Origin of the sequence: Pseudomonas alcaligenes (assembly GCF_014490745.1) — a bacterium.
In the GTDB taxonomy this organism is placed as follows: Bacteria; Pseudomonadota; Gammaproteobacteria; order Pseudomonadales; family Pseudomonadaceae; genus Aquipseudomonas; species Aquipseudomonas alcaligenes_C.
Genome location: NZ_LZEU01000001.1, coordinates 391,327 through 416,312, shown reverse-complemented (window position 1 = coordinate 416,312; position 24,986 = coordinate 391,327). Strand labels below are relative to the sequence as shown.

General features: G+C 66.7%; 20 protein-coding genes. 8 read left to right on the top strand and 12 right to left on the bottom strand.

Annotation, left to right across the window (positions count from 1 at the left end):
• Window positions 1-26 precede the first annotated feature (26 nt).
• The 4 genes from bioC to bioB all read right to left on the bottom strand — a co-directional run bounded on the left by bioC (window position 27) and on the right by bioB (window position 3,893).
• Entirely contained in the window at window positions 27-830 is an 804-nt protein-coding gene (gene bioC / locus A9179_RS01880) for a malonyl-ACP O-methyltransferase BioC (protein WP_187804169.1), read from the bottom strand.
• Window positions 823-1,554 (bottom strand): alpha/beta fold hydrolase, encoded by a 732-nt coding sequence (locus A9179_RS01875; RefSeq protein ID WP_187804168.1) that lies wholly within the window; start codon window positions 1,552-1,554, stop codon window positions 823-825. Before A9179_RS01875 ends, bioC begins: the two co-directional genes overlap by 8 nt.
• Complete coding sequence (gene bioF / locus A9179_RS01870; protein WP_187804167.1) at window positions 1,547-2,716, bottom strand: 8-amino-7-oxononanoate synthase; 1,170 nt, start codon at window positions 2,714-2,716, stop codon at window positions 1,547-1,549. Before bioF ends, A9179_RS01875 begins: the two co-directional genes overlap by 8 nt.
• A gap of 118 nt (window positions 2,717-2,834) precedes the next feature.
• Window positions 2,835-3,893, bottom strand: a complete 1,059-nt coding sequence (gene bioB, locus A9179_RS01865) for a biotin synthase BioB (RefSeq protein WP_187804166.1) — start codon at window positions 3,891-3,893, stop codon at window positions 2,835-2,837.
• A gap of 102 nt (window positions 3,894-3,995) precedes the next feature.
• Between bioB and A9179_RS01860 the strand changes: the two genes are divergently transcribed.
• The 3 genes from A9179_RS01860 (at window position 3,996) to rarD (ending at window position 6,840) form a co-directional block, all read left to right on the top strand.
• Entirely contained in the window at window positions 3,996-4,733 is a 738-nt protein-coding gene (locus A9179_RS01860; protein ID WP_187804165.1) for a ComF family protein, read from the top strand.
• 76 nt (window positions 4,734-4,809) lie between these two features.
• On the top strand, window positions 4,810-5,784 hold the full coding sequence (locus tag A9179_RS01855; RefSeq protein WP_187804164.1) for a serine/threonine protein kinase: 975 nt from the start codon (window positions 4,810-4,812) through the stop codon (window positions 5,782-5,784).
• 168 nt (window positions 5,785-5,952) lie between these two features.
• On the top strand, window positions 5,953-6,840 hold the full coding sequence (gene rarD / locus A9179_RS01850; RefSeq protein WP_187804163.1) for an EamA family transporter RarD: 888 nt from the start codon (window positions 5,953-5,955) through the stop codon (window positions 6,838-6,840).
• Window positions 6,841-7,928: 1,088 nt separating this feature from the next.
• On the opposite strand, the gene A9179_RS01845 is transcribed toward rarD, so the two are convergent.
• Together A9179_RS01845 and A9179_RS01840 are read right to left on the bottom strand one after the other, a co-directional pair.
• Window positions 7,929-8,447 carry a glycine cleavage system transcriptional repressor gene (locus tag A9179_RS01845; protein ID WP_187804162.1) on the bottom strand — a complete coding sequence of 173 codons (519 nt, stop codon included), beginning with the start codon at window positions 8,445-8,447 and terminating at the stop codon, window positions 7,929-7,931.
• A 10-nt stretch (window positions 8,448-8,457) separates the two neighbouring features.
• Window positions 8,458-8,925, bottom strand: a complete 468-nt coding sequence (locus A9179_RS01840) for a GNAT family N-acetyltransferase (RefSeq protein ID WP_187804161.1) — start codon at window positions 8,923-8,925, stop codon at window positions 8,458-8,460.
• Between the two features lie 174 nt (window positions 8,926-9,099).
• Between A9179_RS01840 and A9179_RS01835 the strand changes: the two genes are divergently transcribed.
• The 3 genes from A9179_RS01835 to A9179_RS01825 all read left to right on the top strand — a co-directional run bounded on the left by A9179_RS01835 (window position 9,100) and on the right by A9179_RS01825 (window position 14,959).
• On the top strand, window positions 9,100-11,277 hold the full coding sequence (locus A9179_RS01835) for a malate synthase G (protein ID WP_187804160.1): 2,178 nt from the start codon (window positions 9,100-9,102) through the stop codon (window positions 11,275-11,277).
• A gap of 480 nt (window positions 11,278-11,757) precedes the next feature.
• Complete coding sequence (locus A9179_RS01830) at window positions 11,758-13,572, top strand: DUF1302 domain-containing protein (protein WP_187804159.1); 1,815 nt, start codon at window positions 11,758-11,760, stop codon at window positions 13,570-13,572.
• A gap of 25 nt (window positions 13,573-13,597) precedes the next feature.
• The gene (locus tag A9179_RS01825) at window positions 13,598-14,959 is read left to right on the top strand and encodes a DUF1329 domain-containing protein (protein ID WP_187804158.1); all 1,362 of its coding nucleotides are present in this window, start codon (window positions 13,598-13,600) and stop codon (window positions 14,957-14,959) included.
• 130 nt (window positions 14,960-15,089) lie between these two features.
• Here the strand turns inward: A9179_RS01825 and A9179_RS01820 are convergent, their stop codons facing one another.
• From A9179_RS01820 to A9179_RS01810, 3 genes are read right to left on the bottom strand one after another with little or no spacing between them, the layout of a single operon-like run.
• Complete coding sequence (locus A9179_RS01820; RefSeq protein WP_187804157.1) at window positions 15,090-15,494, bottom strand: phosphate ABC transporter substrate-binding protein; 405 nt, start codon at window positions 15,492-15,494, stop codon at window positions 15,090-15,092.
• 11 nt (window positions 15,495-15,505) lie between these two features.
• Window positions 15,506-16,663 carry a hypothetical protein gene (locus A9179_RS01815; protein WP_187804156.1) on the bottom strand — a complete coding sequence of 386 codons (1,158 nt, stop codon included), beginning with the start codon at window positions 16,661-16,663 and terminating at the stop codon, window positions 15,506-15,508.
• Window positions 16,664-16,684: 21 nt separating this feature from the next.
• Window positions 16,685-18,304 (bottom strand): methyl-accepting chemotaxis protein, encoded by a 1,620-nt coding sequence (locus A9179_RS01810; RefSeq protein ID WP_187804155.1) that lies wholly within the window; start codon window positions 18,302-18,304, stop codon window positions 16,685-16,687.
• Window positions 18,305-18,564: 260 nt separating this feature from the next.
• On the opposite strand from A9179_RS01810, the gene A9179_RS01805 reads away from it, so the two are divergent.
• Both A9179_RS01805 and A9179_RS01800 read left to right on the top strand, forming a co-directional pair.
• Window positions 18,565-20,244 carry an ABC transporter substrate-binding protein gene (locus A9179_RS01805; protein WP_187804154.1) on the top strand — a complete coding sequence of 560 codons (1,680 nt, stop codon included), beginning with the start codon at window positions 18,565-18,567 and terminating at the stop codon, window positions 20,242-20,244.
• On the top strand, window positions 20,231-20,938 hold the full coding sequence (locus A9179_RS01800; RefSeq protein WP_187804153.1) for a substrate-binding periplasmic protein: 708 nt from the start codon (window positions 20,231-20,233) through the stop codon (window positions 20,936-20,938). The genes A9179_RS01805 and A9179_RS01800 overlap by 14 nt, the downstream gene beginning before the upstream one ends.
• A gap of 4 nt (window positions 20,939-20,942) precedes the next feature.
• Here A9179_RS01800 and A9179_RS01795 read toward each other — a convergent pair whose 3' ends face one another.
• The 3 genes from A9179_RS01795 to A9179_RS01785 all read right to left on the bottom strand — a co-directional run bounded on the left by A9179_RS01795 (window position 20,943) and on the right by A9179_RS01785 (window position 24,983).
• Window positions 20,943-22,034 (bottom strand): M14 family metallopeptidase, encoded by a 1,092-nt coding sequence (locus A9179_RS01795; protein WP_187804152.1) that lies wholly within the window; start codon window positions 22,032-22,034, stop codon window positions 20,943-20,945.
• Window positions 22,035-22,196: 162 nt separating this feature from the next.
• The gene (locus tag A9179_RS01790) at window positions 22,197-23,666 is read right to left on the bottom strand and encodes a CapA family protein (protein WP_187804151.1); all 1,470 of its coding nucleotides are present in this window, start codon (window positions 23,664-23,666) and stop codon (window positions 22,197-22,199) included.
• Window positions 23,667-23,684: 18 nt separating this feature from the next.
• Window positions 23,685-24,983 carry an MFS transporter gene (locus tag A9179_RS01785; protein ID WP_187804150.1) on the bottom strand — a complete coding sequence of 433 codons (1,299 nt, stop codon included), beginning with the start codon at window positions 24,981-24,983 and terminating at the stop codon, window positions 23,685-23,687.
• Window positions 24,984-24,986 lie beyond the last annotated feature (3 nt).

Here is a 24,986-nt window from a genome sequence, read left to right as displayed (position 1 = left end):
GCTCACGAAGCGGTTGTCAGGGCGTGCTACAGCGGCTTGCTCAGCACGCCGTAGACCACCTGGTAGGTGGCCGGCAGGCCCTGTGGCTGCCGGAAGCGCTCGTAGGCCTCGACCAGCGCGCGAATCCGCGCCCGCCCGGTCAGGCCGCCGGGACGCCCGGGGTTGAGGTTGTGCGCGCCGAGCGCCTTGAGTTCATGGGTCAGCTGGCGCAGATCGGCGAAATGCAGGGCATGCGCCTGGCGGCGCAGATCCACCAGTTGCAGGCCGCTGGCGGCGCACAGCTGCTGGTAATCGGCGAAGCGACGGAAGCGGTTGACGTGGACGAAGCCGTCCACCGCCTGCCAGCTGTCGCGCAGCTCCTGCAGGGTGCCGACGCACAGGCTGCTGAAGGCCAGCACGCCGCCCGGACGCAGCACCCGCCGCGCCTCGCTGAGCACGCTGACGAAGTCGGCGCACCACTGCACGGCCAAGCTGGAGAACAGCAGGTCGACGCAGCCGTCGCGCAGCGGCAGATGCTCGGCATCGCCGGCAACGAAGCGCTGCGCGCCGCCCAGTGGACGGGCATGGCGCAGCATGCCTTCGGCCAGATCCACGGCCACGCCCTCGGCCTGCGGGAAACGCGCCGCCAGCACCCGGCTGAAATGCCCAGTGCCGCAGCCCAGATCCAGCCAGCGCTGCGGTGCCAGCTGCGCCGGCAGACGCGCCAGCAGCTCGATGCCCACCGCGCGCTGCAGGGCGGCGACGCTGTCGTAGCTGTCTGCCGCGCGGGAGAAGGAGGCGGCCACCCGGCGCTTGTCCGGCAGGCCACCCTGCTCGTGCCAGTCAGTCATCACCCACCTCGTGCAGGAAAGCCTGGATCGCCGCCGCCACTTCGTGCGGGCGCTCCAGCATGAAGGCATGGCTGGCGGCCTCGATCAGGCCGGTCTCGACATCGCCGAGCAGGCTCTGCAGCTCACCGGCGGCAGCCGCCGGCACCAGCCCGTCGGCAGCGGCGAACAGGTGCAGCTGCGGCCCGACAAAGGCCTGCAGGGCCTGGCGGCTGTCCAGCTCGGCCAGCACCTCGAGCCCTGCCAGCAGCTGCGCCGCATCGGGCTGCGGCGCCCCGCCGAACAGCAGGCGCCCCAGCGCGCGCGGCTCGGCGCTGCCCTGGGCGCAAAGCATGGCGAAACGGCGCAGGGTGGCTTCGGCACTCTCGGCGCAAGCATCGCGGAACAGCGCGAAAGTCTCCGCCGGCATGGCCGCCGGCCAGTCGCTGCGGGCGACGAAGCAGGCATTGCTGGCCAGGGTCAGCAGGCCGCGGCAGCGCTCGCCACGCCGCGCTGCCAGGGCACTGGCGAGCATGCCACCGAGCGACCAGCCGCCCAGCCAGCAATCCTGCGGCAGGCGCTCATCCAGTTCGTCCAGCCAGGCCGGCACATCGGCCTGCGCCAGCGCCGGCAATGGCTCCAGCTGGATGCGCAGGTGCGGATCCAACCCCTGCAGCGCCGCCACCAAGGGTTGCAGCGGCGCACTGCCGAGGCCCCAGCCGGCCAGCAGGATCAGCGGATTACGCATCGGCCTGCACCTGCGGCCAGCACTCGGCCAGGGCTTCGAGCAGTTGCTCCAGCTGCGCCTCGCTGTGGGCGGCGGACAGGGTTACGCGCAAGCGCGCGCCGCCGACCGGCACAGTCGGCGGGCGGATGGCGCCGACCAGCAGGCCGCGCTCTTTCAGCAGCGCGGAGAGTTTGAGCGCACGCTCGCTGTCGCCGACCAGGATCGGCTGGATCGGTGTCGGGCTGGCCATCAGGCTCAGGCCGATCTCGGCCGCACCCTGGCGGAAGCGGGCGATCAGCTGGTTCAGATGGTCACGGCGCCAGCTTTCCGTGCGCAGCAGCTCCAGGCTCTTGAGGCTGGCGCAGGCCACCGCCGGCGGCTGGCTGGTGGTGTAGATATAGGGGCGGGCGAACTGGATCAAGGTTTCGATCAGTTCCTCCGAGCCGGCAACGAAGGCGCCGGCAGTGCCGAAGGCCTTGCCCAGGGTGCCGACCAGCACCGGCACATCATCCAGGCCCAGGCCGAAGTGTTCGACTATGCCGCCGCCGGTGGCGCCCAGCGGGCCGCAGCCGTGGGCGTCATCGACCATCACCCAGGCGCCCTTGCTGCGCGCCTCGGCACACAGTGCCGGCAGGTCGGCCAGGTCGCCGTCCATGCTGAACACGCCGTCGCTCACCACCAGGGTATTGCCTTCGGCCTTGTCCAGGCGTTTGGCCAGGCTGACCGCATCGTTGTGCAGGTAACGGGAGAAGCGCGCGCCGCTGAGCAGGCCGGCATCCAGCAAGGAGGCGTGGTTGAGGCGGTCTTCCAGCACCGTGTCGCCCTGCCCGACCAGCGCCGTCACCGCTGCCAGATTGGCCATGTAGCCGGTGGAGAACAGCAGCGCGCGCGGCCGGCCGGTGAATTCGGCCAGCGCCTCTTCCAGCTGGTGGTGCGGGGTGCTGTGGCCGATCACCAGGTGCGAGGCGCCGCCACCGACGCCCCATTGCTCGGCGCCGGCGCGCATGGCCGCGATCACCTCGGGGTGATTGGCCAGGCCCAGGTAGTCGTTGGAGCAGAAGGCCAGCAATTCGCGGCCATCGACCCGTACCAGCGGCCCCTGCGGGCCGTCCAGCAGCGGGCGCTGACGATAGAGATGAGCGGCGCGGCGCTCGGCGAGACGGCTGGCGAGATCGAAAGGCATGGCGATATTCGCGAACTGGAGATCGGGCTCCCCTCTCCCATTGGCAGAGGGGCCGGGGACAAGGGAAACACCCTCATCCGGCGCTACGCGCCACCTTCTCCCGAGGGGAGAAGGGCGTTCAGGCCGAGGCGGCGTTGTAGAACAGCTTGCCGTCGCGCTGCTCGACCAGGGCCTGTTCGATGGCGGCCTGGTGCACCTCGTCGGCGTGCTCCTCGCGCTCCTCGGGCTTGATGCCGAGACGGGCGAACAGCTGCATGTCCTTGTCGGCCTGCGGGTTCTTGGTGGTCAGCAGCTTCTCGCCGTAGAAGATCGAGTTGGCGCCGGCCATAAAGGCCAGGGCCTGCATCTGCTCGTTCATCGCCTCGCGGCCGGCGGACAGGCGCACGTGGGATTTCGGCATCATGATCCGCGCCACGGCGAGCATGCGGATGAAGTCGAACGGATCGACGTCCTTCTCGCCGGCCAGCGGCGTGCCCTCGACCTTGACCAGCATGTTGATCGGCACCGACTCCGGGTGTTCCGGCAGATTGGCCAGCTGGATCAGCAGGCCGGCGCGGTCGTCGACCGACTCGCCCATGCCGAGGATGCCGCCGGAGCAGATCTTCATCCCTGCATCGCGCACGTAGGCCAGGGTCTGCAGGCGCTCGGCGTAGGTGCGGGTGGTGATGATGTTGCCGTAGAACTCCGGCGAGGTGTCGAGGTTGTGGTTGTAGTAGTCGAGGCCGGCCTCGGCCAGGGCGCGGGTCTGCTCCTGATCGAGCTTGCCCAGGGTCATGCAGGTTTCCAGGCCCAGGGCCTTCACGCCCTCGACCATCTTCAATACGTAGGGCATGTCCTTGGCCGACGGGTGCTTCCACGCCGCGCCCATGCAGAAGCGGGTGGAACCGATGGCCTTGGCCTCGGCGGCCGCCTCCAGCACCTTCTGCACTTCCATCAGCTTCTGCTTGTCCAGGCCGGTGTTGTAGTGGCCGGACTGCGGGCAGTACTTGCAGTCTTCCGGGCAGGCGCCGGTCTTGATCGACAGCAGGGTCGAGACCTGCACGCGGTTGGCGTCGAAATGCGCACGGTGCACGGTCTGCGCCTGGAACAGCAGGTCGTTGAACGGCTGCTCGAACAGCGCCTTCACCTCGGCGAGGGACCAATCGTGACGGGTAACGGAAGCGAGGCTGGCGCTCATGGGCTATTCCTTGTTCTGTAGCACCGTGCACGGGTCGCGCACGGCGTTCTGGATCGGCTTCTTGGGCTGAAAACGGCTGTTCGGCATCGTCAGGGAAGGACTATGCGCTGTCAACCATATCGCGACAACCCGGTTTACATCTGGTTAAAAAACAAACAAATCTGCCTGCTGTGCGACGAGCCGGCGGATGGCGCTACCCCCCTGTGCAGTGCCTGCGAGGGCGAGCTGCCCTGGCTCGGCGGACACTGCCAGGTCTGCGCCCTGCCCTTGCCGGGCGCGGATCTGACCTGTGGCGAATGCCTGCGCCGACCACCGGCGTTCGCCCGGGTGGAGGCACCCTGGCGCTACAGCTTCCCGCTCGACAGCCTGGTCACCCGCTTCAAGCATCAGGCACGCTGGCCCTTGGGACGTCTGCTCGCCACCCTGCTGTCACATCATCTGCAACATGCCTTCGGCGAAGACCTGCCGCGCCCCGAGCTGCTGCTGGCCGTGCCACTGTCGGCGCGGCGCCTGCGCCAGCGCGGCTTCAACCAGGCGCAGATGCTGGCCGACTGGCTCGCCGCCAGCCTGCAACTGCCCGTGCAGCGCCACTGGCTGCAGCGCCCCCACGACAGCGCGCACCAGCAGGAGCTGGACGCCGCCGCGCGCAAGCGCAACCTGCGCCAGGCCTTTGCCCTGCACCCGGCAGCCGAACTGGAGGGCCGCCACGTGGCCCTGGTCGATGACGTGCTGACCACCGGCGCCACTGCCGAGGCCGTCGCCCGCCTGCTGCGCAAGGCCGGGGCGGCGCGGGTGGATGTCTACTGCCTGGCGCGCACGCCCAAGCCCGGTGACAACTGAAAGCCTGTTCTGAAGACTGCACACGACCGCCAGCGGCCGGGGCGCTACACTCTGCGCCCCGCTACCGGAGTCGCCCATGTCGCATCCCTTCGCCACCCTCACCCCCGACCTGGTACTGGATGCCGTGGAAAGCCTCGGCTACCTCAGCGACGCCCGCGTGCTGGCGCTGAACAGCTATGAGAACCGCGTCTACCAGGTCGGCATCGAGGATGCGCAGCCGCTGATCGCCAAGTTCTACCGCCCCGACCGCTGGAGCGATGCGGCGATCCGCGAGGAACACGCCTTCAGCCAGGAACTGGCCGACTGCGAGGTGCCGGTGGTGGCGCCGCTGCAGCAGGATGGCGAGAGCCTGTTCGAGCATGCCGGTTTCCGCTTCGCCCTGTTCCCGCGGCGTGGCGGCCGCGCGCCGGAGCCGGGCAACCTCGACCAGCTGTACGGCCTCGGCCAGCTGCTCGGCCGCCTTCATGCAGTCGGTGCCAGCCGCCCGTTCGCGCATCGCGAGACGCTGGCCGTGGACAACTTCGGCCACGACTCGCTGAGCACCCTGCTCGATGGCGGCTTTGTCCCGCGCAGCCTGCTGCCGGCCTACGAGTCGGTAGCCCGTGACCTGCTCAAGCGCCTGGACGAGCTGTTCGGCCGGGTGCGCTACACGCCGATCCGCCTGCACGGCGACTGCCACCCGGGCAATCTGCTGCACCGCGACGAGGCCTTCCATATCGTCGACCTCGACGACTGCCGCATGGGCCCGGCGGTACAGGATCTGTGGATGATGCTGGCCGGCGAGCGCCACGAACGCCTGAGCCAGCTGGCCGAGCTGGTCGACGGCTACAACGAGTTCCACGACTTCGATGCGCGCCAGCTGCCGCTGATCGAGGGCCTGCGCGCCCTGCGCCTGATGCATCACAGCGCCTGGATCGCCCGGCGCTGGGACGATCCGGCATTCCCCCTGGCCTTCCCCTGGTTTGCCAATGAGCGCTACTGGGGCGACCAGATCCTCGCCCTGCGCGAGCAACTGGCGGCGCTGGATGAAGAGCCGCTGAAGCTGTTCTGATTCCCCTGCGACCGCGGCTGCACCCGCCCCATGGCCCAGGCGTAAAGCCTGGCTTACGACATTCGCGAACGCGCCCCCGCCGGGCAAAGCTGATCGCACAGACAAGCTCCACCTGCCGGCACTAGAATCAGGAGTCTTTAGTTAGCTGCCTAACCACCAAGGACTTCCATGCTCTCCGCCCACCCCAACCGCGGCTATATGCTCGGCATCGCCGCCTACCTGATCTGGGGCCTGTTCCCGCTCTACTTCAAAGCCATCGCCGCCGTGCCGGCAATGGAGATCATCGCCCACCGGGCAATCTGGTCGGCGCTGTTCGGCGCCGCCCTGCTGCTGTTCTGGAAACATCCCGGCTGGTGGCGCGAACTGCGTGACAATCCCAAACGCCTGGCGGTACTGACCGCCAGCGGCCTGCTGATCGCCTGCAACTGGCTAGTCTATGTGTGGGCGGTGAACAACGGGCGCATGCTCGAAGCCAGCCTCGGCTACTACATCAACCCACTGATCAACGTACTGCTGGGCATGCTCCTGCTCGGCGAGCGCCTGCGCCGCCTGCAGTGGCTGGCCGTGGGCCTGGCTACCCTCGGCGTGCTGCAGCAGCTGTGGCAGGCCGGCAGCCTGCCGTGGATCTCGCTGGCGCTGGCGCTGAGCTTCAGTTTCTACGGATTGATCCGCAAGCAGGCGCCGGTGGCAGCCTTGCCCGGTCTGGTGGTGGAAACCTGGCTGCTGCTGCCGCTGGCACTCGGCTGGCTGCTGATGCACCCCGCCGCCCTGAGCGTGCAGGCCGACTTCTGGGGCAGCGCGGAGTCCTTCTGGCTGATCGCCGCCGGGCCGATCACCCTGGTGCCGCTGGTGTGCTTCAACGCCGCTGCGCGTCACCTGCCCTACACCACCCTGGGCTTCCTGCAGTACCTGGCGCCAACCCTGGTGCTGCTGCAGGCCACCCTGCTGTTCGGCGAGCACTTCGACCCGAGCAAACTGCTGGCCTTCGCCTGCATCTGGGCCGGCCTGCTGGTGTACAGCCTGGATATCTGGCTGAGCCTGCGCCGCCGCGCCTGAGCCCTCGCCGGTACAGGTGCCGAGTGCAGCAGGCCAGCTGCCGGCCCTGTGCAGAAAACCGGCAATTACCGCCAGTCCGCATGCCCCCTGGGCTGGCGCGTTCCATCCCAAGCCTGTCCACAGATCCATCCCCGCACTTTGTGCACAAGCCGTTGCATCCGCTGCTTTTTTGAGCGCAACGCGCAACCCCACGGAAGACTAAGGCAGCGGCCCGCACTCCCCAGTTTGTCCACAACTCCATCCACGCAATCCGGGGATATCCCGCGCATTTGTCCACCGCCGCCGCGGCATGGTGCAGAACCGGCGCGCCTTTGGCGGCCAGCCTGGGCAGAAAACACCCAGCAGGCTGCAAGCCGCACGGCACCTGGGCTGGGCCCAGTCATCCAGACCTTGTCCACAGATCCATCCCCGGACTTTGTGCACAAGCCATTGAATTAGCTGATTTTTTGACCTAAACGCGGCATCCCGCGGGAGACTAGGGCAGCCACCCGCACTCCCCAGTTTGTCCACAGCTCCATCCACGCAATCCGGGGATATCGCCCGCACTTGTCCACCGCTGCCGCGCCATGCCCCGGGCCAGACGAATACCCCCGGCGCCACTGGGCAGAAAACACCCAGCAGGCTGCAGGCCGCACAGCTCCTGGCCTGGAGCCGGTCATCCAGACCTTGTCCACAGAACCATCCCCGCACTTTGTGCACAACCACGCGAGGCGGGACGGTTTTTTGACCACTGCGCTACAAGCCACGGGGCTCTAGTGCCGAGGCCATCGCCACCCAGCTTGCCCACAGAGTCATCCACCGTTTCCGGGGATATCCACCAGCACTTACTCACCGCCGCACAGCCAGGGGTGACGTGCCGCAGACCTGCACAGAAATCAGCCAACCGGCGGCAAGCCGCGTCGTAGCTGGGCTGGAGCCTGCTATACCGGGTTTATCCACAGAAGCATCCCCGGACTTTGTGCACAACGCCGCGACCCTGCCGTTTTTTCGACCAGGCAAACAAAAGCCCCGGGGCACTAGTGCGTGCGCCGGGGCTCCCCAGACTGTCCACAGAGTCATCCCCGTTAAACGGGGATATCTGCCACAACTTATTCTTCGGGGCGCAGGTCGAGCTCCACCATCAGGTCGTCGGCCAGGCCTTCGAGGCGCTCGCGCAGCAGATCCAGCGACAGCGTCAGCGGCACGGCCAGCAATGCCTCGGCGTGGAACAGCGGCTCGCTGCTCATCGGCGCCGGCATCACCTCGGTGGTCAGGCTTTCCAGGTTGATGCCCTGCTCGGCCAGCAGGCGGGTGATGTCGCGGACGATGCCGGGGCGGTCGTTGCCGACCAGATCCAGGTGGATCGGTTTCCAGGTGCAGGACGGTTCGATACCGCTTTCCGCCAGCAGCACGCGGATGCCGTGGGCGTTGAGGCCCTGCAGGCCTTCGACCAGCTCGTCATAGCCTTCGGCCGGCACCGCCACGCGCAGGATCCCGGCGAACTGCCCGGCCATGCGCGACATGCGGCTCTCCAGCCAGTTGCCGCCGTGGGCGGCGATGCACTGGGCGATGCGTTCAACCAGGCCCGGCTGATCCGGGGCGATGATCGTGAGTACCAGATGATCCACGTGCCACTCCTTATTCAGGGCTGGAGGCTGAACCTGTCAGGTCGAGCCAGTAGGTATAGAACACCTCATCGCGCACATAGCCAAGCTTTTCATAGAGCGCCTGGCCGCCCAGGTTGGTCTTCGCCGTTTCCAGCTGCAGGCCGCAGGCGCCTGTGGCCTGGCCATGCTCGCGGGCGGCCTGCATCAGCGCCTCGGCAATGCCCTGGCGGCGCGCCGCCGGGGCTACATAAAGGTCGCTGAGCAGCCAGGCCGGGGCCATGTGCAGCGAGGCAAAGAACGGGTAGAGCTGCACGAAGCCCTGCGCCACGCCCTGGCCGTCGCGGGCGATGAACAGGGTCGAGTCGCCGCGTTGCAGGCGCGCGCCGAGAAACTTGGCGATTTCCCCCGCGGCCCGAGGCACCTCGTAGAACTCCAGATAGGCGGCGAACAACCCGACCAGTTCGTCCAGGTCATCCACCACCGCGCGTACTACCGACATGAGCCACTCCTTCTGCTGTGATCGCCGCAGTATAGCCAGGCCCATGACGCCACCGGGCGGGCGGTTGCAGACCGTGACTGATTTTTCCCGCCGAGTCATGTAGTATCCCGCGGCTCGTACTACATGGCCGTCCGGCCCGGATTTAGAGCTGTCTGGAATCAAGTGAGGCAAGCAATGACTGAGCGCGTTCAAGTCGGTGGCCTGCAGGTCGCCAAAGCCCTTTACGACTTCATCAACAATGAAGCCATTCCCGGTACCGGCATCGCTGCCGACAAGTTCTGGGCGGGTGCCGAAGCCGTGATCAATGATCTGGCCCCGAAAAACCGCGCTCTGCTGGCCAAGCGTGACGACTTCCAGGCCAAGATCGACGCCTGGCACCAGGGCCGTGCCGGCCAGGCGCATGACGCCGCCGCGTACAAAGCCTTCCTCCAGGAAATCGGCTACCTGCTGCCGGAACCGGCTGACTTCCAGGCCACCACCCAGAACGTCGACGAAGAAATCGCCCGTCTGGCTGGCCCGCAGCTGGTGGTACCGGTGATGAACGCGCGCTTCGCCCTGAACGCCTCCAACGCCCGCTGGGGTTCGCTGTACGATGCCCTCTACGGCACCGACGCGATCAGCGAAGAAGGTGGTGCCGAGAAGGGCAAGGGCTACAACAAGGTTCGTGGTGACAAGGTCATTGCCTTCGCCCGCGCCTTCCTCGACGAAGCCGCTCCGCTGGAAGGTGCTTCCCACGTCGACGCCACCGCCTACGCCATCGTCGGCGGCCAACTGGCCGTAACCCTGAAGAACGGCAACCAGGCCGGCCTGAAGAACGCCGCCCAGTTCATCGCCTTCCAGGGCGACGCCGCCAAGCCGGTCGCCGTGCTGCTCAAGCACAACGGCCTGCACTTCGAGATCCAGATCGACGCTTCCAGCCCGATCGGCCAGACCGATGCCGCCGGCGTCAAAGACGTGCTGATGGAAGCCGCGCTGACCACCATCATGGACTGCGAAGACTCCGTCGCCGCCGTGGATGCCGATGACAAGGTCATCGTCTACCGCAACTGGCTGGGCCTGATGAAGGGCGACCTGGCTGAAGAAGTCAGCAAGGGCGGCAGCACCTTCACCCGCACCATGAACCCGGATCGCGTCTACACCAAGGCCGACGGTAGCGAGCTGACCCTGCACGGCCGCAGCCTGCTGTTCGTGCGCAACGTCGGTCACCTGATGACCAACCCGGCGATCCTCGATGCCCAGGGCAACGAGATTCCGGAAGGCATCCAGGACGGCCTGTTCACCAGCCTGATCGCCATCCACAACCTGAATGGCAACACCAGCCGCAAGAACACCCGTACCGGCAGCGTGTACATCGTTAAGCCGAAGATGCACGGCCCGGAAGAAGTCGCCTTCACCAGCGAAATCTTCAGCCGCGTCGAAGACGTTCTCGGCCTGCCGCGCAACACCCTGAAAGTCGGCATCATGGACGAAGAGCGCCGCACCACCGTCAACCTGAAAGCCTGCATCAAGGCCGCCAGCGAGCGCGTGGTGTTCATCAACACCGGTTTCCTCGACCGCACCGGTGACGAAATCCACACCTCCATGGAAGCCGGCGCCGTGGTGCGCAAGGCCGCCATGAAGGCCGAGAAGTGGATCAGCGCCTACGAGAACTGGAACGTCGACATCGGCCTGGCTACCGGCCTGCAAGGTCGCGCGCAGATCGGCAAAGGCATGTGGGCCATGCCCGACCTGATGGCCGGCATGCTCGAGCAGAAGATCGCCCACCCGCTGGCCGGTGCCAACACCGCCTGGGTACCGTCGCCGACCGCCGCCACGCTGCACGCCCTGCACTACCACAAGGTCGACGTGTTCGCCCGCCAGGCCGAACTGGCCAAGCGCGAGCGCGCTTCCCTCGACGACATCCTGAGCATCCCGCTGGCGCCGAACACCAACTGGTCGGCCGAGGAAATCCAGAACGAACTGGACAACAACTCGCAGGGCATCCTCGGCTACGTGGTGCGCTGGATCGACCAGGGCGTCGGCTGCTCCAAGGTGCCGGACATCAACGACGTCGGCCTGATGGAAGACCGCGCCACCCTGCGCATCTCCAGCCAGCTGCTGGCCAACTGGCTGCGTCACGGCATCGTCACTGAAGAGCAGATCGTCGCCAGCCTCAAGCGCATGGCGCCGGTGGTTGACCGTCAGAACGCCAACGACCCGCTGTACCGTCCGCTGGCGCCGAACTTCGACAGCAACATCGCCTTCCAGGCTGCCCTGGAGCTGGTGGTCGAAGGCACCAAGCAGCCGAACGGCTACACCGAGCCGGTTCTGCACCGCCGCCGCCGCGAGTTCAAGGCCGCCAACGGTCTGTAATTCGCCACGGCAGTAAAAGAACCGCCCTCCGGGGCGGTTTTTTTATGGCCGGCTAACGGCTTGGCCCTGGGCTCGCCCCCAGGCTATCCCGGCACAGCCCAGCCAGGCCGAAATCGCCAGCACAGTGGCCGCGCCCTCAAGCGGTGCAACGGGGAAACCTGCTTATCGGGATAACCCCGGGTTATTGGCAGCGCTCGCCGCGGCACTCCCACGACATCTCGTGAATCACAATAAATTTCATTTATTTCAATAAGTTAAAAACAATCTACGGAACCTTAACAGGCACCGGCGGCAGCCCGTTGGGCAGCGCCTACGGATCAGCCTCACCTTTGGCTATGGGCATAAGGATTTTTCAGAAGTCAGGAAGATGACAGCCACCTAGGATGCCTCGGCACCTGACCACAGGCTGCATTGAAGGCGCATACCGTGCGACGCCTGTCGCGGGTTCCTTTTCAAGCAGGTTCCAAGGCGGAGATGAACATGACAAGAACAACAACAGGCATGGGGGCCATGTATCCCCACGCCCTGGCTCTGGCTGTAGCAATGGCAAGCGCGCTACCGGCACAGGCCGCCAGCTTCAACATCGGGGAAATCGAGGGCAAGTTCGACTCGTCGCTGTCCATCGGCGCCAGTTGGGCGATGGACGATGCCGATCCTAAATTCATCGGCAAGGCCAACGGCGGCACGGCCTCGACTCGCACCAGCGACGACGGCCGCCTGAACTTCAAGAAGGGCGAGACCTTCTCGAAGATCTTCAAAGGCGTCCACGACCTGCAACTGAGCTACGGCGACACCGGCATCTTCCTGCGTGGCAAATACTGGTACGACTTCGAGCTCAAAGACGAACACCGCCTCAACTACGACATCGACGACAGTGGCCGCGACCGCGCCGCCAAGTCCTCCGGCACCCAGCTGCTGGATGCCTTCGTCTATCACAACTACCTGATCGGTGACCTGCCGGGCAGCGTACGCGCCGGCAAGCAGGTGGTGAGCTGGGGTGAAAGTACTTTCATCCAGAACGGCATCAACGCCATCAACCCGGCCGACGTCGCTTCCCTGCGCCGCCCTGGTTCGGAGATCAAGGAAGGCCTGATCCCGGTGAACATGCTGTATGTCACCCAGGGCCTCACCGAGAACCTGTCCGCCGAGGCCTTCTACCAGATCGAATGGGAAAAGACCGTCCTCGACAACTGCGGCACCTTCTTCGGTACCGACACCGCCGCCCAGGGCTGCGACGTCGGCATGACCACCTACGGCAGCGACTACGACCGCGATCCCTCGGTGTACGGCTGGGTGCCGCGCGGCAAGGATCAGGAAGCCCGTGACGGCGGCCAGTTCGGCGTGGCCATGCGCTGGTTGGTGCCGGAGTTGAACGACACCGAGTTCGGCTTCTACGCCATGAACTACCACAGCCGCACCCCGGAAAGCATGTGGACCGGCGGCAAGGCCAACTTCAGCGCCGTCACCGGTGCCCCCGGCCCGGCCAGCTCCACCTACTACCTGGCCTACCCGGAAGACATCCGTCTGTACGGCATCAGCTTCGCCACCACCCTGCCCGAAGGCACCGCGCTGTCCGGCGAGATCAGCCACCGGCCGAACATGCCGCTGTCGCTCAACGGCACTGACGTGTCCACCGCCGCCAGTGTCGGCGGCCTGGTCAACCTGCTCGGCATCGACGGCCTGGCGATCTACGACAGCGAGTGGGCCGACGCCGGCTACGGCGAGCTGGTGCAGGGCTACAAGCGCATGCCCTTCACCCAGGCCCAGGTCAGCGCCGTGCACACCTTCGACCAGGTACTCGGCGGCGACCGCCTGACCCTGATCGGCGAAGTGGGCTACAGCCATATCGGCAACCTCGGCGCCACCGACGGCAGCGACCTGCGCTTCGGCCGCAGCAGCGTCTACGGCATGGGCCAGCTGCCCAGCTACGCCTCGGCCCTGGGCCTGAATGGCAACGAGCTGTGCACCGCCCTGCTCAACACCGCCAACCCTGACCAGTGCACCGACAAGGGTTTCTACACCCAGAACTCCTGGGGCTACCGCCTGCGTACCCAGCTGGAGTTCAACGACGCCATCGCCGGGGTCAACCTCAAGCCCAACCTGGCCTTCGCCCACGACGTAGAGGGTTATGGCCCGACTTTCACCGAGGGTAACAAGTCGGTGAGCGTCGGTCTGGATGCCGACTACCTGTCCACCTACACCGCCAGCCTGAGTTACACCAACTACTTCGGCGGCGACTTCAACACCAACACCGATCGCGACTTCCTCGCCCTCAGCTTCGGCGTGAGCTTCTGAGGCCTTGCAGCACATGAGGTTAACCATGATCCACAAGCAACTGATCCAGGCCGGCTGCCTCAGCCTGAGCCTGCTCGCCGGCCAGGTGATGGCCGCCGTACCCGCCGACCAGGTTGCCCGCCTGGGTGCCGACCTGACTCCGGTCGGCGCCGAGAAAGCCGGCAATGCCGATGGCAGCATCCCGGCCTGGACCGGCGGTCTCGGCCAGGACGCCGGCCAGCGTGACGCCGACGGCTTCCTCAGCGACCCCTACGCCGCCGACCAGCCGCTGTTCACCATCACTGCCGAGAACGTCGAGCAGTACAAGGCCAAGCTGACCCCTGGCCAGCTCGCCCTGTTCAAGCGCTACCCGCAGACCTACCGCATCCCCGTCTACCCGAGCCATCGCTCGGTGACCATGCCCAAGCAGTACCTGGAAACCAGCCGCCTGAACGCCGCCGACACCCAGCTCGCCGAAGGCGGCAACGGCCTGCAGAACTACCGCAGCGGCGGTCTGCCGTTCGCCGTGCCGCAGAACGGCCTGGAAGTGGTGTGGAACCACATCGGGCGCTACCGCGGCCTGTCGTTCCAGCGCCTGGTGGTGCAGGCCTCGCCGCAGGCCAACGGCGCCTTCACGCCGAGCCTGATCAAGCAGCAGCTGGCCTACCCGGTCGGCCTGAGCGACTACGCTCCGGCGGAGATGGCCAACCTGCTGTACATGTACCGCGAAGAGTTCCTCGCCCCGGCGCGTCTGGCCGGTGGCGTGCTGCTGGTTCACGAGACCATCAACCAGGTCAAGGAACCGCGCATGGCCTGGCAGTACAGCGCCGGCCAGCGTCGCGTGCGCCGCGCCCCGCAGATCGCCTACGACAGCCCCGGCGCCGAAGGCATGCGCACCATGGACGACTTCGACATGTTCAACGGCTCGCCGGATCGTTTCGAGTGGAAGCTGGTGGGCAAGCAGGAGATGTACATCCCCTACAACAGCTACAAGCTGAGCTCGCCCAAGCTGAAGTACACCGACATCATCCAGCCGGGCCACCTCAACCCCGAGCACACCCGCTACGAGCTGCACCGCGTGTGGCACCTGACCGCCACCCTGAAGCCGGGCCAGCGCCACGTCTACTCGCGCCGCGACCTGTTCATCGACGAGGACAGCTGGCAAGCCGCCGAGGCCGACGCCTACGACGGTCGCGGCCAGCTGTGGCGAGTCTCCGAGGGTCATGGCGTGTACTTCTACGACCAGCAGGTACCGCAGTTCAGCGCCGAGACCCACTACGACGTGCTGTCCGGTCGCTACGCCGTCGGCGCCCTGTTCAACGAACAGAAGAACGCCTACGACTTCAGCGTGCGCTACAGCCGCAAGCAGTTCACCCCCAACGCGCTGCGCGCCTCGGGCATCCGCTAATCACCAGGACGCGACACTCCACGCGTACTCTTTACGGCGACTTCGGTCGCCGTTTTTTTGCCCGCGCCAAATGCCAGGCAAAAAAAAGCCGGCAGGGTGACCCGCCGGCTTTCTTTGCCACCTCAACCGATCACGGCAGGGTGAACAGCACCTTGACCTTGTCGGTCACCGCGCCCTTGTCGACATAGCCGATGGCATCGGCTTCGGCTGCGACCTTGGCCACCACCTCGGCATCGCCGGCCACGCTCGGCAACGGCTGGCCCTTGCCGGTGAACACCAGGCCGGACCAGTAGGACTTGAGCTGCGACTCGTTCTTGTTGGCGACCCCGGCGTAGAACTTCTCCTTGGTCGGGTTCCAGTCTTTCTGGTCGACGCCTTTCAGCGACTTGTTCTTGCCCAGGAAGATGTTGGCCACATCGGCTTGCGACGGTGCGGCACTGGCACCGGCATTGACGATCACGGCGACCTCGGCCTGGGCCAGGGCAGCGGCGCCCAGGCTGACGGCGGCGAGGAGCGTACGAATGGATTGCTTCATGTACACCTTCCTCAGAATACGAAGTCGACGCCGGCGCTGATGATGTCGCCGTCGTAGTTGCGGGCCGGAACGCCGAGCAGACCGTTGGTGCGGTCGAATACGGTGTTGTCGTACAGCTCCTGAGCGTCGCGCACGAATACGCCGTCGTAGCCACCGCTGGTGTCCACGCGCTTGTATTCGCCCTTGAGCACCACGGTCGGCAGGATGCTGTAGTTGAGGCCAAGGGTCCAGGAGTTCTGGCGGCCTTCGTCTTCATCCAGCTGGGCGTAGGTGAGGTGCGGCAGGAAGTCGCCGAAACGACGGCCGGCCATCAGGTAGAAGGAATCGGTGCTGTTGTTGCCGTCGTTCTCGATCACCCGGCTGGTCCACTCGTTGGCAGTCAGCCAGGTGCCGTTGTCGTACTGGTAGCCGACGGAGGTGAACTTGCCCTTGTCCTTGTCCAGCGCCAGCAGGGTGGCCGAGCTCGGACGGCCGAAGACGTCGATGAAGCTGCCGGCGATCTCGGTCTCGATATCGGCCTCGGTATAACCGACGCGGAAGGTGCCGAAGTCATTGGTGGCCAGGCTGGTGCTCAGGCCGAAGACCTTGGAGTAGTCGATGTCGAACTTGTCGTCGTACAGGTAGTAGTCACGGTTCTTGGCGACACCACCGGCCAGCTGGAAAGACAGCGTGGCGAAGGACAGCGGCAGGTTGTAGACCGCATCCGCGCCCTCGTAGTTGGACAGCTGGACTTGGCTGTAGACCTCGTCAGGCAGGCGCAGCCAGGGGTAGGCGAAGCCCACGTCGATGCTCTCGGAGTACATGTACACCGGAGTACGCAGACGACCCACGCGCACCATCAGGTTGTCGGTGCTCTGCCAGGACAGGTAGGCCCATTCCAGGTTCGCTTTCCACTGGTCGGAGTAAGCCTTGGCGGTGGCCTGCACGGTCACGCCGACGGTGTCGGTGATGCCGTAGGACAGCTGGCCGCCGAACTTGCTCAGCTGATCGCCGCGCCAGGAATCGTTGGTCTGACCGGAAAGGCCGTAGCTGCGGCCATCGTCTTCACCACCCAGGTGGGTGACGCCGACGGTGCCGAAACCGTTGAGGGTGTATTCGCCTTGCTCCAGCGCGAACGCCGGGACGCTGGCCAGGCAGATCGCCATACCGAGGACTCGAACATGGGTCATGCGGTGATGCTCCGTTGAAAGTTAAACGCGGAATTGGGCTGTCGCCGCGCGCAGGTGATCCCCTGTGCTGACCAGCTGCTCGCCTAGGCGTGCGGTGGCTTCGGCCCCGTTGGCGGTTGCTTGTGCGTCCTGCTGCAACACTTGGGTGTCTTGCTGGATGGAACTGGACAGGCCGATCTGCTCCTGGGTGAGCTGGGCAATACCGGCATTGAGCTGGTCGATCTGGCCTACCGCCTCGGCGATGGTTTCCAGCATGCGGGTGGCTTCCACCGAGCGCTCGATGCTGGTCTGGGCCTTGTCGCCGTTGGCGGTCATCACGTTGAGCACGCCGTTGGCGCTGTTCTGCAGGCGCTGGATAATCTGCTGGATCTCGGCGGTAGAGGCGGCGGTCTTCTGCGCCAGATTGCGCACCTCGTCAGCCACCACGGCAAAGCCGCGGCCCTGTTCACCGGCCCGCGCCGCTTCGATAGCGGCGTTGAGCGCGAGCAGGTTGGTCTGTTCGGCGATGCTGCGGATCACGGTGAGCACCGAGCCGACCTGCTGGGTTTCTTCCTCCAGCTGCTGCATGGCCTGCACCGCGCCCATCACACTGCTGCCGAGGTCGCTGATGCTGCTGGACAGGCTGCCGATGCTGGTGCGCGCCGCATCGGCCTGGCGCGACGCATCGCCGGCACCCTCCGAGGCCTGCTGGGAGCGCTGGGCGACTTCCTGGATGCTGCTGGTCATGGTCTGGATGTCGCGACCGATGGAGTCGGTGTGGCCCTGCTGCGATTTGGCGTTTTCTTCCGCGCCCTGAGTCAGGCGGTACAGCTCCTGGGACATCTGCCCGAGCGGGCTGGCCGCCTCGATGATCTGGCGGATAGTACCCTGCAGCTTGTCGAGGAAGCCGTTGAACAACTGGATCATCTCGCCGATCTCGTCGCGCGAGTCGACGTTGACCCGCCGGGTCAGGTCGCCGTCGCCACGGGCGATAGCTTTCAGCGAGTCGATCACGCCATGCACGTTGCCCATGATGCCGCGGATGATCACCCAGGCGCCGAGGCCGACCAGGCCGACCAGCAGCGCGGTGAGGATGAAACCGACACGGGTGGTGGTGGCGTTGTCGGTACGGGTCTGCACCAGGGCGGCCTGGAAGTCCTCGTAGGCGTTGCTGCGGAAGGTGCTGGCGACCTTCTGCGCGGCGCTCAGGTCGCTGGCCATGCGATCCAGGTTGGGGCGCAGGTCTTCGAAGCTGGCGCTGCCCTTGATCAGTTGCTCGGAGGCGGACAAGGCGTTGTCGGCATAGCGCTGGATGGCCGAGCGCCAGGCTGCGAGTTCCTCGCTGCGCTGGCTGTTGCCGCGCGCCAGGTTGTCCAGTTCCTGCTGCTTGCTGGCGATCTCTTCGAGCACCTTGCGCGCATCGCCCAAGGTCTCCAGCTCGCCGGCGGCCACTGCGCTGTTAAGCAGGCCGGGCAGGCGGGAGAACTGGAAAATCACCGCATCGGCTTTTTCCAGGGTGGGAAAGCTGTGGGTTTCCAGGGTTACCAGACGCGAGTCGTTGGCCGACAGCTGCAACGAGGTATAGCCCACGAACAGCAGCAAACCGAGCAGGGCAACAGCCGGCAGCAGCGACAACTTCAGGGTCAACGACAGGTTTTTCATGGTTAGTACCCAAATCGGGGGCGCGGATTGTAGCGGAAACCACACAGTGGCTAAAAGCCACATATCGGTCACGCCATGACCACTCTTTAATGCGGTGGTCTTAGATGGTTTTCGGCAGCGCCCGCTATTGCTATAGCCAGAATTCCGCCGTCGCGCCTGTTTTTGCCGAAAATGCGTCCATTTGTCGCTCAGTGAATTCCTGTGTGACGGCGGGGGGCGGGCAAGGCTAGGATTAGCCGCATAACAAGAAGGAGAGTTGAATGCGCGCCGCGATGTGGCTCGGCTTGTTGCTGAGCGCTGCCACGCACGCCGCCGATCCGCTGCAGGAAGCCATGGCTGAACTGCAGCCCAGTTCGCTCAGCGCCGCCGAGCAGCGCGCCGAGCTGAACTGGTTCGCCGCAGCCGGCAAGCCCTTTGCCGGCCTGCAGGTACGGGTGATCGCCGAGCACATCCCCACCCACTGGTACGAGGCCAACGTCCTCGCCCCGCTGTTCAGCCAGCTCACCGGCATCCGCGTGATCCACGAGATCAGCGGTGAAGACGACGTGGTCAACAAGCTGCGCACCCAGCAGGAAACCGGCCTGCCGCTGTATGACGCCTACATCAGCGACAGCGATCTGCTCGGCCAGCACTTTCGCGACGACCAGGCCCTGGTGCTGTCCGACTTCATCCACGGCGAAGGTGCCGGCGTCACCTCGCCGACCCTCGACCTGGCCGACTTCATCGGCCTGCCCTTCGTCACCGCCCCGGACGGCAAGCTGTACCAGCTGCCCGACCAGCAGTTCGCCAATCTCTACTGGTACCGCCAGGACTGGTTCGAGCGCCCGGAACTGCGCCAGGCGTTCAAGCAGCGCTATGGCTACGAGCTGGACGTGCCGCAGAACTGGACGGCCTACGAGGACATCGCCGCGTTCTTCAGCGAGCAGGTGCGCGAGATCGATGGCGAGCGGGTCTACGGGCACATGGACTACGGCGGCTACGACCCGTCGCTGGGCTGGCGCCTGTCCGATGCCTGGCTGGGCATGGCCGGGGTCGGCGACAGCGGCCTGCCCAACGGCCTGCCGGTGGACGACTGGGGCATCCGCGTCGAAGGCTGCCGCCCGGCCGGTGCCAGCATGGCCCGCGGCGGCGCCCTGGACAGCCCGGCGGCGGTCTACGCGGTGCAGCAGTACATCGACTGGCTGCAACGCTACGCGCCGCCCGAAGCGCAGCAGATGAACTTCAACCAGGCCGGCAACGTCGCCGCCCAGGGCCATATCGCCCAGCAGGTGTTCTGGTACACCGCCTTCACCGCCGACTACACCCGCCCCGACAGCGCCGTGGTGGATGCCGGCGGCAAGCCCAAGTGGCGGGTCGCCCCCTCGCCGCGCGGCGCCTACTGGCAGGACGGGATGAAATCCGGCTACCAGGATGTCGGCGCCTGGACGCTGCTCAAGAGCACCCCACTGCGCCAGCGTCAGGCCGCCTGGCTGTACGCCCAGTTCGTTACCTCGAAGAGTGCCTCGCTGCGCAAGACCCTGGTCGGCCTGACGCCGATCCGCCGCAGCGACCTCGACTCGCCGGCCCTGCTCGCCGAGGCGCCGCGCCTCGGCGGCCTGGTGGAGTTCTACCGCAGCGCGGCAGCGCGGCGCTGGACGCCGACCGGGGCCAATGTGCCGGACTATGCCGGCATGGCCAGCCTGTGGTGGCGCGAGCTGCACCCGGCGGTGGCCGGCCAGCTCAGCGTGGCGCAAGCCCTGCACAACCTGGCCACGGCCTTCGATCGCCACCTACAGACGGTCGGCGAGCGCCAGCAGCATGCCTGCGCGCCGCAGCTCAACCCGCCACGCAACCCGCAGTTCTGGCTGCTGCAACCCGGCGCACCCTGGCCGCAGCGCGACAACGAACACCCGCCGGGACGCACCCTGCCCTACCAGGAGGCCCTGCATGCGTGGGATTAGCCTGCTGCTCCTGCTGGTGCTGAGCCTGCCGCTGCACGCCGAGCTGCAGCTGTTCGCCTGGGAGCGCCCGCCGCTGGTGGAACAGGGTACCGATGGCAACGGCCAGGGCCTGGTGATCGAGCTGACCGCCGAGCTGCTGCGCCGCACGCAGACCTCCTATCGACTGAGCTTTCTGCCCCTGCAACGGGCCCTGCACCAGGTGCAGCAGCAACCGGACAGCTGCGTGCTGCTGGTCGAGCGCCAGCAGGAGCGCGAACCCTATTACGCCTGGATCGGCCCGCTGCTGATCTCGCGCCTGGGGCTGTACGCCAAGGCCGACGACCCCCTGCAGCTGCGCAGCCTGGAGCAGGCCCGTGGCCTGCGCATCCTCAGCCACCAGGGTTCCGGGGCCGGCGACTACCTGCAGCGGGTCGGCCTGGAGGTGGTCTACTCGAACAAGGAATCGCTCAACCTGAGCATGCTGCAGCGCAGCCGCGCGCGGCTGTGGGCGACCAGCTCGGCAGTGGTCGCCGCGCTGCCGGCCAATCCGCCGCCGCGCGAGGTGCTGCCCTTCCTCACCCTGATGGAAGACATCGCCTGCCATCCCCGTCTCGACCCGGCGCTGGCCCAGCGCCTGCGCGACAACCTGCGGCAGATGTACCGCGAAGGCTGGGTGCTGGCGCTGTACCAGCGCCACGGCCTGAGCCTGCAGTAAGGCCTTAGTTCGGCAGTGGCGAGGCCAGACCGTTCAGGGTCTGCTCCAGCACCTTGTGCGCCTGCTCCAGAATCTGCCGCTTCCAGTCGTCGGCATCGACGTAGAAGGCATCGCGCAGACGCTGCTTGATCCGCTGCTGCTGGGCCGCCGGGGCTTGCGGGTTGCGGTACAGCCAGTGGTCGCCGCGCATGCCGTTGAGCACCTGCAGGCCCGGCAGGGTGCCGTACTCCAGGGTCAGGCCGTTGTATTCGGCCTGCGCACAGAGCTCCAGGGCCAGGTTGTCGATGGTGCCGTTGAGCTTGGCCGATACCGAGTTGCCTTCGGCGCTGTTGGTGACCTGCTCGCCCCACCAGCGGCGGCAGCGGGCGATGTCTTCCGGCGTCTGCCGGCCCTTGTAGATGCGCTCGCCGACACCGCGCGGGCCGAGCCCGGTGTGGATGTCGATCCAGCCGATGCGCCGGCACTGCTGGGCGTGCTGGCCCAGCACCTTGCGCAGGGTGAGGTTGCTCCAGGTCGGCGCGGTGCCGGCGAAGAACATGCCCTCGGGGTCGCTGTGCTGGCCACGCGAGATGGCGCCCTGCAGGGCCATGCGCCCGTGGCGCAGGGCGTAGCCGATCAGACCCAGGGTGCTGAGCAGGGTGGGCGGCTGGCGCTTGGGCAGCAGCAAGTGGGCGACGGCGCGGTAGTCGGCGTTGTCCGGCAGCGGCTGGGCGAAGTCGATGAAGTTGCGGTTGAGGTCGACGTTGTCCTCGGTCACCCGGCGCAGCCAGGAGAAGCCGTGGGGGTTGAGCGCGTGGATGAACAGTACGGCCAGGTCGTCGCGCTTGCAGCGCTCGATCCAGGCGCTGTCGCGCAGGCGCTCGACCTGGATGCCGGAACCGCAGAAGCCCTCGGCGCCGTGGCAGGCGCTGCTGAGGATCAGCAGGTTGGCGGCGTCCGCCGCCCCCAGGCGGGCGACGTCCATCGCCAGCTCCTCGCCATCGCGGCCGCGCAGCGGGTGAACATGGGATTCGACGCTCAGGCCGGCAGCGGCGCAGGCATCGAGGAATTTCTGCCGGGCTTCGGCGTAGCTTTGCGAGAAGCTGGAAAGATCCATGCAAGGTTCCTTGTGCGGAAAGAGTGCCCGCCGGGTTTGGCGGGCACGGCCGGGCCCGCGGCACAGGCTTGTGGCCGGTGCCGGACGACGGCATGAGGTTCTGCAGTGCGGGGCCATGCCCCATGCCGGCGACCTTGTAGGCCGCCTGGCATCAGTGCCGGGTTATGACGCGAGGATCACGCGGCCGACGCTGCTCTGGCGCTCGCCGAACGGCACGGTCTCGAGCTCGATCTGCGTGCCGAACTCGGCGGACAACTCGCGCAGGCGCTCGAGGATGCGCCGTGCCTGGTTGTCGTTGGCCGCGCTGTCGAAGGCCAGGCGTGGAATGCCGCGCTCGGCGTCGCGCCCGGCGAAGCCCAGCTCGATCGGGTGCAGCAGCAGCTCCTTGAGGGTGCCATCGGCCTTGAAGTGGCACTCGGCGACCACGCTCTCGAACCAGATCGGCTCGCTGAAGATGCCGACCACGCGCTTCCACTCGAGGAACTCGGCCGGGGTGGAGATGCGCGGGTTGGTGATGCCCTTGGGCCCGACGAACGCCTCGGCGGCCAGCCACTCGCGGCTCTCCCACTTGTCCGCCGGCATCACCGCCATGCTGTTGTCCATGAAGCAGAAGTTGCCCAGCGAATAGAGCAGCGGCTTGCCCTTGTAGACCTCGATGCCGCGGATCTGGTGCGGGCCGTGGCCGCAGAGCATGTCGGCACCGCTGTCGACCAGCTGGCGGGCCAGGCCCGGCAGGTAGTTGGGCACTTCCTGGCAGAGGTTGTCCGGCTCGTGGGTGTGTTGGGCAACGATGGTGAAGTCGCTGGACTGCTTGGCCTGGCGCAGGTTGCGCAGGATGTCGGCCTGGTCGAGCTTGTCGCACTCGTAGTGGAGGCGCACGGTGCCCGGCGCAGCGTTGGGGTCGACCCGGTAATGCAGGGCCATGCCCAGGTGCACGCTGTGCTCGCCATGCAGGGTGCGCAGCAGGTAGTGATCCTGGAAGGCCTCCTGGGCATCCAGGCGCTTGAGCACGGCGAAGTCTTCGGCGCTGACCAGGCGATGCGGAGTGGTGCGCAGCGGGCTCATGCCCGGACGCGGCGGTACCACGCCGAGGCCGTCGGCGGCCGGGGCGTTGGCCTCGAAGGTGGTGGCGTAGGAGATCAGCGACACCCGCGCCTTGTCGGTGTTGATAAAGGCCGGCGCGCGCGCGGCGCTCAGGCTGTCACCGGTGCCGGCATGGGCGATGCCGGCTTCGTCGAGCAGGGCGTCGGTCATGCGCAGGCCGGCCACGCCCCAGTCCAGCGCGTGGTTGTTGGCCCGCGCCATCAGGTTGAAGCCGAGGCTGGCCAGGTCGGCCGGCGCGTCGGCATCACTGATCAGCCAGGAGAAACCGGACAGCGCCTCGGGGTAGCCGTCGTAGCTGTTGAAGTCGATGGCGGTGCATTCGTAGTTGCCCACCACCGCGTCGCCGCGCTTGAGGATGGCGAGCAGCTCGGGCGACTTGCGCGCCAGTTTGGCGGCGATCGCATGGGTGATGATGATGTCGCCGACAGCGACCACGCAGAAGCCGTCTTCCACGTCGGCGTCGCGCCAGTTGTCCTGCAGGCCGATACGTTCGGGGCGCTGCTGGGGCGAGGGAACTCGTTTGTGCATCGGGACAGATTTCCTGACTCAGGCCTGGCTGGGAGCCGGCACGGTGATGGATTCGTGGTGGGGTTGCGTGAGGGCGGCCAGCTGGCGGCGGCTGCGCTCCGGATCGACCAGCAGCAGGGCCAGCAGGCCGCCGACGATCAGCACCAGGCCGAACAGGCCGATCGCCAGCTCGAAGCCCTTGACCAGGTCGCCACCTTCCCAGCCGATGGTCTGGCCAACCAGGTGCGGGGCGATCATCCCGGCGCTGGTCATCAGGCCGATGTGGATCGCCAGCATGCTGCCGCGCTGCTTGGGCGGCGCGATGTAGGCCACCGCCGAGTTGGCGAAGGCCGGCACCAGGTTGACGATGGAGCCGCCGACCAGATACAGGGCGATGGTCAGGCCCATGCCCTGCTCGACGAAGCCCATCAGGCTCATCGCCACGCCGCCTATCAGGCAGGCGGCGGCTATCGGTACGGCCATCGCCAGGCGCACGCTGGCGCCACGCTGCATGGCGCGCTGCGACAGGGTCGACATCAGCAGGTTGAGGATGATCACGCCGAGGGTAGCGGCCATCACCACATAGCCGGACTGCATCGGCGTCATGCCCAGGCCCTTCTGCAGATAGGTCGGCACCCAGCTGTAGATCAGCGCGGTGGGCAGGTAGGTGCAGAAGCCGGCCAGGCTGACGAAGGCGAAGGTGCGGTTGAGCAGCAGATGGCGGTAGGAGGTGGTGCCGCCGGCCGTGGCGCCGCCCGTGTCGTCATGCTGGCCTTCGCGGCCGACCAGCAGCCACAGGCCCAGCCACACCAGGCCGACGCCGGCCAGCAGCAGGTAGCCCACGCGCCAGCCCAGGTGCTGGATCAGCAGCGGCAGCGACAGGGCGCCGAGGATGGCACCGGACATGATCGCCACCTGGATCCACGCGGCCGGCAGCACGCGGTCGCGCGGCGCATACCACTTGAAGCAGGCGTGCTGGGTCACCGCCGTGCCCGGCCCGCAGCCGGCGCCGAGCAGCATGCGGCTGGCGACCAGGGCGTAGAAGCTGGTGCTGATGGCGGTGAGCAGCTGGGCGGCCATCCATACCACCGACATGCCGGAGAGAATCCAGCGGCTCGGCAGGCGGTTGGCGAGGAAGCCGACCAGCACCCCGGAGACCGAGTAGAGGAAGAAGAACGCGCTGCCGATAAAGCCGAACTGCTCGGGGCTGAGCTGCAGCTCGTCGATGATCTGCGGGCCGGCGAAGGCGAAGATGGTCTTGTCCAGCACGCTGATGACCATCACCGCCAGCAGCATGGCGACGATCAGGCCGCGTCGGTGGTTGGAAGGGGACTGCATGGA

Excerpts from the sequence above, each read along its gene's own strand:
- bioC (WP_187804169.1), bottom strand. The coding sequence starts at position 830 with ATGACTGACTGGCACGAGCAGGGTGGCCTGCCGGACAAGCGCCGGGTG.
- A9179_RS01875 (WP_187804168.1), bottom strand. The coding sequence starts at position 1,554 with ATGCGTAATCCGCTGATCCTGCTGGCCGGCTGGGGCCTCGGCAGTGCG.
- bioF (WP_187804167.1), bottom strand. The coding sequence starts at position 2,716 with ATGCCTTTCGATCTCGCCAGCCGTCTCGCCGAGCGCCGCGCCGCTCAT.
- bioB (WP_187804166.1), bottom strand. The coding sequence starts at position 3,893 with ATGAGCGCCAGCCTCGCTTCCGTTACCCGTCACGATTGGTCCCTCGCC.
- A9179_RS01860 (WP_187804165.1), top strand. The coding sequence starts at position 3,996 with ATGCGCTGTCAACCATATCGCGACAACCCGGTTTACATCTGGTTAAAA.
- A9179_RS01855 (WP_187804164.1), top strand. The coding sequence starts at position 4,810 with ATGTCGCATCCCTTCGCCACCCTCACCCCCGACCTGGTACTGGATGCC.
- rarD (WP_187804163.1), top strand. The coding sequence starts at position 5,953 with ATGCTCTCCGCCCACCCCAACCGCGGCTATATGCTCGGCATCGCCGCC.
- A9179_RS01840 (WP_187804161.1), bottom strand. The coding sequence starts at position 8,925 with ATGTCGGTAGTACGCGCGGTGGTGGATGACCTGGACGAACTGGTCGGG.
- A9179_RS01835 (WP_187804160.1), top strand. The coding sequence starts at position 9,100 with ATGACTGAGCGCGTTCAAGTCGGTGGCCTGCAGGTCGCCAAAGCCCTT.
- A9179_RS01830 (WP_187804159.1), top strand. The coding sequence starts at position 11,758 with ATGACAAGAACAACAACAGGCATGGGGGCCATGTATCCCCACGCCCTG.
- A9179_RS01825 (WP_187804158.1), top strand. The coding sequence starts at position 13,598 with ATGATCCACAAGCAACTGATCCAGGCCGGCTGCCTCAGCCTGAGCCTG.
- A9179_RS01820 (WP_187804157.1), bottom strand. The coding sequence starts at position 15,494 with ATGAAGCAATCCATTCGTACGCTCCTCGCCGCCGTCAGCCTGGGCGCC.
- A9179_RS01815 (WP_187804156.1), bottom strand. The coding sequence starts at position 16,663 with ATGACCCATGTTCGAGTCCTCGGTATGGCGATCTGCCTGGCCAGCGTC.
- A9179_RS01810 (WP_187804155.1), bottom strand. The coding sequence starts at position 18,304 with ATGAAAAACCTGTCGTTGACCCTGAAGTTGTCGCTGCTGCCGGCTGTT.
- A9179_RS01805 (WP_187804154.1), top strand. The coding sequence starts at position 18,565 with ATGCGCGCCGCGATGTGGCTCGGCTTGTTGCTGAGCGCTGCCACGCAC.
- A9179_RS01800 (WP_187804153.1), top strand. The coding sequence starts at position 20,231 with ATGCGTGGGATTAGCCTGCTGCTCCTGCTGGTGCTGAGCCTGCCGCTG.
- A9179_RS01795 (WP_187804152.1), bottom strand. The coding sequence starts at position 22,034 with ATGGATCTTTCCAGCTTCTCGCAAAGCTACGCCGAAGCCCGGCAGAAA.
- A9179_RS01790 (WP_187804151.1), bottom strand. The coding sequence starts at position 23,666 with ATGCACAAACGAGTTCCCTCGCCCCAGCAGCGCCCCGAACGTATCGGC.
- A9179_RS01785 (WP_187804150.1), bottom strand. The coding sequence starts at position 24,983 with ATGCAGTCCCCTTCCAACCACCGACGCGGCCTGATCGTCGCCATGCTG.